This is a genomic window from Micromonospora sp. NPDC002389 (genome assembly GCF_040296095.1).
In the GTDB taxonomy this organism is placed as follows: Bacteria; Actinomycetota; Actinomycetes; order Mycobacteriales; family Micromonosporaceae; genus Micromonospora.
On record NZ_JBEOWP010000035.1, the window covers coordinates 1 to 7,498 of the forward strand.

The 7,498-nt window shown below is 60.0% G+C and carries 7 protein-coding genes; 3 read left to right on the top strand and 4 right to left on the bottom strand.

Annotated features, from left to right (window positions below):
• Nucleotides 1–117 precede the first annotated feature (117 nt).
• From ABT008_RS30240 to ABT008_RS30255, 4 genes are all read right to left on the bottom strand, one after another.
• Complete coding sequence (locus ABT008_RS30240) at nt 118–279, bottom strand: hypothetical protein (RefSeq protein WP_502890527.1); 162 nt, start codon at nt 277–279, stop codon at nt 118–120.
• Between the two features lie 204 nt (nt 280–483).
• A complete protein-coding gene (locus ABT008_RS30245) occupies nt 484–1,341 on the bottom strand; it encodes a hypothetical protein (RefSeq protein WP_350700696.1) in 858 nt (285 codons plus the stop codon).
• Nucleotides 1,342–1,367: 26 nt separating this feature from the next.
• Nucleotides 1,368–3,065: a zinc ribbon domain-containing protein gene (locus tag ABT008_RS30250; RefSeq protein ID WP_350700698.1), complete on the bottom strand. Its 1,698-nt coding sequence runs from the start codon at nt 3,063–3,065 to the stop codon at nt 1,368–1,370.
• Nucleotides 3,066–3,218: 153 nt separating this feature from the next.
• Nucleotides 3,219–3,749 carry a hypothetical protein gene (locus ABT008_RS30255; RefSeq protein ID WP_350700699.1) on the bottom strand — a complete coding sequence of 177 codons (531 nt, stop codon included), beginning with the start codon at nt 3,747–3,749 and terminating at the stop codon, nt 3,219–3,221.
• A gap of 703 nt (nt 3,750–4,452) precedes the next feature.
• Here ABT008_RS30255 and ABT008_RS30260 point away from each other — a divergent pair.
• The 3 genes from ABT008_RS30260 to ABT008_RS30270 form a co-directional block, all read left to right on the top strand.
• The gene (locus tag ABT008_RS30260) at nt 4,453–5,430 is read left to right on the top strand and encodes a pentapeptide repeat-containing protein (protein WP_350700701.1); all 978 of its coding nucleotides are present in this window, start codon (nt 4,453–4,455) and stop codon (nt 5,428–5,430) included.
• 127 nt (nt 5,431–5,557) lie between these two features.
• The gene (locus ABT008_RS30265; protein ID WP_350700703.1) at nt 5,558–6,568 is read left to right on the top strand and encodes an SbcC/MukB-like Walker B domain-containing protein; all 1,011 of its coding nucleotides are present in this window, start codon (nt 5,558–5,560) and stop codon (nt 6,566–6,568) included.
• 197 nt (nt 6,569–6,765) lie between these two features.
• The coding region (locus ABT008_RS30270) for a TIGR02679 domain-containing protein (protein WP_502890528.1) at nt 6,766–7,498 on the top strand (733 nt) is incomplete at its 3' end.

The window sequence follows — 7,498 nt, forward strand, 5'->3', positions numbered from 1 at the left end:
AACATCGCCAGAGCAACCCGCCGCGCCAACCGCCGCCCCCATGACCTCATCACCACCGTGACCAGCAGCTACTCAACTACGCAATGACCCTGGGGCAGTCAGTCCCTCCATTCGACGTCAGCTGACGATATCGGCGGACTCGGCCGTCGTGCCGTACTGCTGCTGCCAGCAAGGCACGTCGGCGTGGCCGAAGATGGTTTCCGTGGCTGCTTGCGCGAGGGTGGCTTGGGCTGCGGCAGGTACCCCGATCCGGTCCCAGTGGAAGATCAGATGTTCCACGATGACCGCGCGTAGTCCTCGGGTGAGCTTGCCTGTGTCGCGTAGGCCCCGAAGGGTGGTGCCGGTGTCCTCGAACGGGGTATGCCGGGGGCGTCCGGATCTGCCGAGGACAGTGCACTTGATCGCCCCGACTACTAAACGCAGGCAAACCCCGCAGTCTCGAAAATCGGTCTAGGCAACTATAATTCCGCGCAGAGCAGCCCTTCAGGAAGCAGTCGTTCGGTTCCTGGCTCGCCCAGCAATAGCCGGGTGAACTGAGCGATAGGCTAAGTATGCATTCGATTTCAGAGCTGGCCCACCCGAGAATCTGCTGCTGGCAATGTCGCTCTTAGAGCAAAAGGTGCTCCAAAGTTTCGAAAAACTGTCACGATCTCTATCCCATACGCCGAACAAGATACCTTCATCGATCCAGCGCCCCAGTAGCACTTCAAACATGGATTGATTGAAAGACCTTAAAGTTGCGGCAACGACTGAGATGATCTCGTGAATGGCCGATGGAGACCCGAAGGAGATCCAGCTGCCGGTCGGCACGCCGAGAGATCCTGCGTTTCTCGTCGACACATATCCGCCCGCGTGCATAGCGCAATGGCGCACATGGCAAACGCGTTCAAATTCTGCTAGAGCAATATTCAACGAGCGATTCCCTGAAAGTTCCATTCCGGCAATCTTCTTGGTCCATTCCTTGATCGTGTCTTTGCTAGAGAAGCTCTCTCGATCCAACAGCCCGCGTACCGCATCGGCCACAGATCCAGAAAAGACGTATTCCATACGCGTCTCAAGAACCCCAACACGATTAGCGCAAAGTTGACAAATTCCAACAATATTTGTCAAAATGGAACGGAAGTAGTCTTCTGCAACCGCCACAGCAGATGAGCAAAGAATTAAGCCATGCTGCGGTTGCCAGATGTTGGTTGCTTGCACGGTGAGTTGCGTGACAACGAGTAAAGAGGAAAAGGCGTTGTCAAGCGCTGACAAGCCAGCCGTATCAGGCCTATCGGCGCTGATAGCACCGCTGGCTAGCCTGGTCAGGGTTCCAGGACCCACGTTGGAGGCAGAAGCCATGCAAACCTGAGGCAAAGAATGCGGCATCAGAGGGTTACAAACTCATCGGCGCTGGCTTTGATGCGCGCTGACCACGCCTTGCCGACACTTGGAACTGACCTGAGTTGTGTACCCGCGTCGTCCAAGATAACGTCTTGGACCGTCCGAAGGTTCGTGACGGCTAATATTCGTTCTAATTTCAACGGAGGGAGTCCGAGTCTTTCGATACCGGAGGCAAGCAACTCCAGGTATACCGATTGTTCTGTGAGAGCTGTTCCGCACCGGAAGCAGAAGACTGCGTCTTCGCTAATTCTGGGGCTTTGGCACTTAGGGCAAGGCGAGAGATTCAAGCGACAACGCTCTCGCTGAGACTGAGAAAAAATCCCTTGTGATTGCCGCCGGACGAAGTCATCAGCGCTTTGTCGGCCAAGTGCAGTGTTGTAATCATCCGCCGATGGCGTTCTAGGAAGACCGAGCGCGTTTTCTGACATGAGCAGAGACGTATGTAGCTGTACCTTCTCATAGCGATCACTTCCCCGCGAAGAAGGGCCGATTCTGCGGACAACGCCTGCGTACTCCATCAGGGAGAACACTTGATTCAGATCGGTGTCCCACGGTTGCGCTACTGCGACACCGATATATTTCGCCTTATGATCGGCTCGATTACGATTTGTGACTCGAATCTCGGAGATCAACGTGGAGTGAATTTCCAGTCCCACGGCAACAAAGTTTTCATACCGGGGAAGCTTTCGGGCGACCTCCTCGAAAAGTGATCGAACTCGTTCGGCATTTACATTAATAGCAACTCGAACCTGCCGCAACGTTGGAGCGGTGATTTTGGTGTTCGCCCTCTCGTCGTCAGCGTCACCCAAAGAGTCAGAAAGAATGTTTAAAAAGTTTCTCGGTAGTCCAAAGGACGCATGAGCGGCCATATCAATTAGCTCTCGGCGCACGGCACTCTGGAGGGCCTGAGGAAAGCGCGCTTCGAAAATCTGCCGCATAGATCTCAGATAATCTGCTGAATCGGGCCTAATCCAAACCTCAATTTCTTCCGCTTCATGACCTACGTTGAAGAAGGGACTATATGAGGTGACTCCTGGATAAATGGCCGCCTTGCATGCGACGGTGCGGGACCTTAAAGCTCGAAAAACCTCGAAAAACTCTCGCTGCTGCTGTTGCATGAATGCATGCGCAGCATCATCCATAAGCAGAATGGCGCGGCTACAATTCAGCTGCGCGCACCAATCCTCTATCAGGTCTAGGAGCTCCGTAGGCGCAATGGATGGCGGCACGTTAACCGGGTTAGTGCCAACGGATGTTTGCAGCTCGTTAATAAACTTGTTGCCCGCGGTCGCCATTCGCTGGAGATCCCTAGGGCAGTCTTCTCTCAGTGAGTCAGCGAGGCCAACGATAATCTTGTAAATTAACCACTGCCTGAAATGCTCTAAGGCCCGCTCTGAGCGTAACATTAACGGCTCAAGCGCAAGGTGTTGCGAATAGTTGATGTAAGCTACGATAATCCCATCTCTAGCTTTCAACTTATAGTAAGCCCGCTTGAGATAGTTAGATTTTCCAGAACCGCGGGGGCCGTTCAACAACTTTGGCCCCGGACCCATGAGTCTCCGCAGGATTGACTCATCGCCGGGGAAAGCGGCGGTGAGCCGCTCCAGTTCCTCTTCCGTGAGGTCCTCGGCGCGAAGCGTGTACAGAGGTTCGAGGTCCGCGTTCTGAAGGTCGCCAGGCACGCGATAAGACTACCCTCACGTCGAACGGGCGTGGGGTTATGACTCGCTAACCACTAGTCTAGGTCCGACAATTGGTGCAATCAGGGAGAGCGGCCGGGAGGCGGCATGGTGGGGAGCCCTGGTGGTCGGGAGCGAGGCTCGACACCCGTCAGGTCAGTCCTCGCTTCGAGCCTGGCACCACGCTTGCTCGAACTCGTGCGGATCAATCTCCCAACGTGCCAGTTCCGGATCGTAGAGATCGTTCGGTGGGTTGAACGGCCAATCATCGGGTCCGGTTCGGATGGCAGTTCCGTCGCGGTACACCTCGACCTGGCGCAGTCGCCGGCCGTCTGGTCCGAGTTCCTCGAAGTAAACAGCCGGTTCGGTGTCGTCGGCCTCTTCCCAGGTGCGCCGCAGGTGTACGACGTCTCGTCCGGCGAGTGCACCGAATCCGCGAAGGCCGCGCTGGGCGTTCCGCTGTTCCCGCAGGCCGTCCAAACCGGGCGGCATTATGGCGGTATCAATATCAACCTCGGTCAGGTCGTCGTCGACGAACCGCGCCAGGATCTCAGGATCCTCGATGATCTCCACCTCAGCGAATGTCGTTACGATCTGAGGCGCTGACCGAGCGTGGATCCACCACCACAGCCCGCCCATGCCGTAGTCGTGCAGCACCAGAAACCGCTTCTTGGGTTCATCACTCATAACCGAGATCATGCCCGAGCCGCCGAGACCGATAACCTGCCGACCGTCGACGAAGCAGCGCCGTCAGCGCCCAGAACCGGCAAGCTCGATGCCCGGACCCACGCATCGCCCCCCCGCTGCCGACTCACTCAACTGCCGCCGACAGGGCGCTAGGGCTGTTGCTACGTGGAGCTGCCGACGGCTCGGCGGACCGCCTGCCGAAGGTCCGCTACGGCCTGTACGACATCTTTCATCATGTGTTCGTCGCTCTGACGAGATTCCCCACCCTCAACGTGTGATCGTGGTTTTCGCGATATGCCAGGCTGACGTCAGTGCGGCGTTAATGATCTCGGCCAGCCTCCCAGTCGTGCTGGCGTGGGACTGCACCGACGTCCAAGCGTCCATGTCCAGTCGAGGTGGTCCAGCAATCGCTGCGCTTGGAGCGTCCAAAAGGATTCTGACTCGCACAATCCTCTAGCGTCCCGCATGCAGTTTGGGCTGAGCCAGTGCCTTCTTGAGCCCCTCCTTCTCCATCCGGGCAATCTCGTCACCGGCAGGCTGCGTCGGCCAGTCTGGATCCTGGCACAGCGACGTCCGGGCGGAGCGGATCGCCGGCAGCCGGGAGTGCCGACAATCCGACAGCAGCGTCCGTCGGGCCCAGTCGTGCAGTACGAAGAAGAGCTGCGGTGCGGTCGCTGAGGCGGTCCTGACAACTCCCCTGCTGGTGACCATCAACCTGTTCCATCAGTTGCTGCCGGCCTATCAGAAGAAGGGTCTGATTTTGGTGCACCATACTACGAAGAAGCGACTCCGCGCCTCTCGCGAGGCTCCTGTAACGGGCTGGGTGCGGCGAAAAAACAATCCCCATTCAGGGCGAGAATCTGACAGAAGGTCGGACTTGGGGCAAATTGTAGTAGCGGGAGCGGCTATTGGCGCCTTACTAGTCAGTGCGGTAGGTGTTATATACACTGGCAGGTCTGTTCAAGTTGCGGCTGACTCGGTCGCGGCGGCTCGCGACGAGCTCCGATTGTTTGAGCAAGGGCAGGCAAATGAGCGCTATTCTCGCGGAGTGGAACACCTCGGCTCGGAGAGTCTGGATGTGCGGATTGGGGGAATCCTGGCACTGGAGCAATTTGCTAATGATGTGCCAACTAGGGCTGCATCTGTTCGGGAGATCCTGAATTCGTTTATTTCGGTTCATGCCCCTAGGCGAGACGTCCGGGCCGTCCCCGTAGTTCCTAAAGTTAGCGCTGGCGGTTTTAATCCCAGGCCCGTCGCTCACGATACTCAAACTGCGTTAGCTACATTAGGTAGAGTTGGTGGTCCGATTTCCTTGTCGTATCTGGACCTCGGGGGTGCGGCTTTTTCTGGCAATTATGCCGATTCCTGGTTTTGGGCCACCGACCTGTCGAGTTCTGCGGCCATCAGGGCCAACATGAAGGGCAGCGTATTCGCCTACTCGGACCTTTCGTTCGTATTTTTTGCTCTCACTGACCTGAGAGGCGGCAACTTTGAGTCTGCGAATCTCAGTGGCGCGCGCCTTGAGCGGACGGATCTACGAGACGCGAACTTTACAAATGCCATGCTTGCGGGGGCTACGTTGATCGGGAGCGACCTTCGAGGCGCGAAGATCACCGACGATCAGTTGGCGATGACCGTGACCGACGCGTCAACTAAGTTGCCGGGAGCGCCGAGTGATTGAGTGACAGTTGACCAATTTCTCTTGTCATCCGGATCTGCCGCAGAGCGCGCGCGTCGCCGGCCGGGAACCCAGACCTCTGCCGAGCGCGTGTTTCGCGTCGTGAAGCTGTTGCGGGTCGATCACGACATTGGCCTTTCCCCGCGGCCGGGCGCTGACCACGCTGGAAACCGCCGTGCGAACGGCGAACCATGCCTTGGCCGCGTTTGACCAGCAGGTCGACATCGCCACCCTGGACGGTACCGACTGGCGGCGGGTCACCCTCGCGGCCACCAACGCCGCCGTCGGCGAGGACCTGCTAGAGGCGGTCGCCACGCTGCGGGCTACCACCGCCCGTTTGGAAGCCGATCTGCGCGAGGACGTCAAAGCGACGCTGAAGACGTCCATGTTCACGCAACTACGCCGGGACATCCAAGAACGCCGCGAGCTGGCCCGGGACCTGGTACGGCAAATCCGTGCCACCCTCGCCGGTGTACGCACCGGCGTGGAACGCGTCGGCGTCGAAGTCGACTGGACCGTGCGCCACGATCCCGACGCCCAGCGGATGATCGAGCTGCTTATCGCCCCTCCGTCCGACGAAACCTTCAACCAGATGTATGAGGTGCTGCGGCAACGCATGGACGACGCCAGCGCCGAAGCCTGGGCCGACCGCGTCGCCCACACCTTCGACTACCGCTCCTGGCACGAGTGGAACATCAGCATCACCCACCGCAGCTTCAGCAGCGACGGCTCGGAGGTGTTCCGCCCGGTCACCGCCCGGTCCAATCCGCTGAAGTCGTTGAGCACCGGTGAGTCGCGGTTGGCGACGATGTTGCCCCTGCTGGCTGCGGCCTGGTCGATGTACTCCGGCGACAGCTACCAGGGCCCGCGCCTGCTGTCCATCGACGAGATCGACGCCGCGTTCGACGAGCCGAACCTGCGCCAAGTGTTCGCCCTGCTGCGAGGCTGGGACTTCGATGTGCTCGCGACCACCCCCACCATGACCCCGATGATCAAACGTGAGGTGCAACAGGTCGTGGTCCACCAACTGGTTACCGCCGGCCGCAACCGGGTCACCGTGCCGTGGCTGTGGCGCGGCCGGGGCGAACCGGAACCTCTGACCTTCGAATTCATGCCCGTCCCCGAAGCCCAGGGCCGCTAGCCATGCCAACCGATGTTGGGCTGTTGGCAGACGACCCAGACCTTGCTCCGCTGTGGCAGGCCGTACACGGCCGGCTATGCGCCGGCGAGGACCCCGCCGCCGTCACCACCGTCCGCGTGCGCGGCCTGTCCCGCACCGGCGTCGCCGCGCTGCGCTCGTGGCTGGACACCACCACCTATCGCCGTCATCGCTCCGCCGTGACCGTCGCCGGCGACGTCACCACCGTCCCGCTGCGGGAACTGCTACAGGTACTCAACATCGAAAGCCAGGCCCTGCCGCAGTTGGTCGAACGCGCCACCCGCCAGCCAATCGTCAACCGCAGCCTCGCCAACCGCGCCGCCAAAGCCCGCCGCGAGCTGTTGTGGCAGTACACCGAGCAGCGATTGCCCCACCTGCCGCGACTGGTGGCCAGAATCCGAACAGCAGGCGTCGGCGACGACGACACCGATCTACGTCGCACGGTCGACGCGCTGGCCGCCGCCCTTACCCGGATCCCGGCAACACCACCTATGCCGTTGGCCAAACTCGCCCACGACACCGCAGGTGACCCGCACTTCTTCGACCTCGGCACGACCGCTGGCGCCCGGCTGGTCGCCGCCGTAGCGGAACTCACCGACCGCGCCGAACCCACCCGGCCAGACCTCGTCCGGAATCTACTCGCCGACGTCGGCATTCTCGCCGACCGGCTGTCGGCCACCGTCTTGCTGCTCAACGTCGACGCTGTCGGCGACGGCCCGATTGACCGACGACTGCGCGAGTCGACCCTGCCCGTCGCCCTCACCCTGCTCGACCTGATCGCCGCCCCACCGGTCCTGGCGCCGGTGCCGCTAACCGTGAGCCCTTTTCATCGTGATGTGCCTGTTCACGGTGGGTGTGGTGGAGGCAGGTGTCGACATAGGACGAGGCTCCCGGTAAGACAGCAGTCGACCA

Excerpts from the sequence above, each read along its gene's own strand:
- ABT008_RS30245 (WP_350700696.1), bottom strand. The coding sequence starts at position 1,341 with ATGGCTTCTGCCTCCAACGTGGGTCCTGGAACCCTGACCAGGCTAGCC.
- ABT008_RS30255 (WP_350700699.1), bottom strand. The coding sequence starts at position 3,749 with ATGAGTGATGAACCCAAGAAGCGGTTTCTGGTGCTGCACGACTACGGC.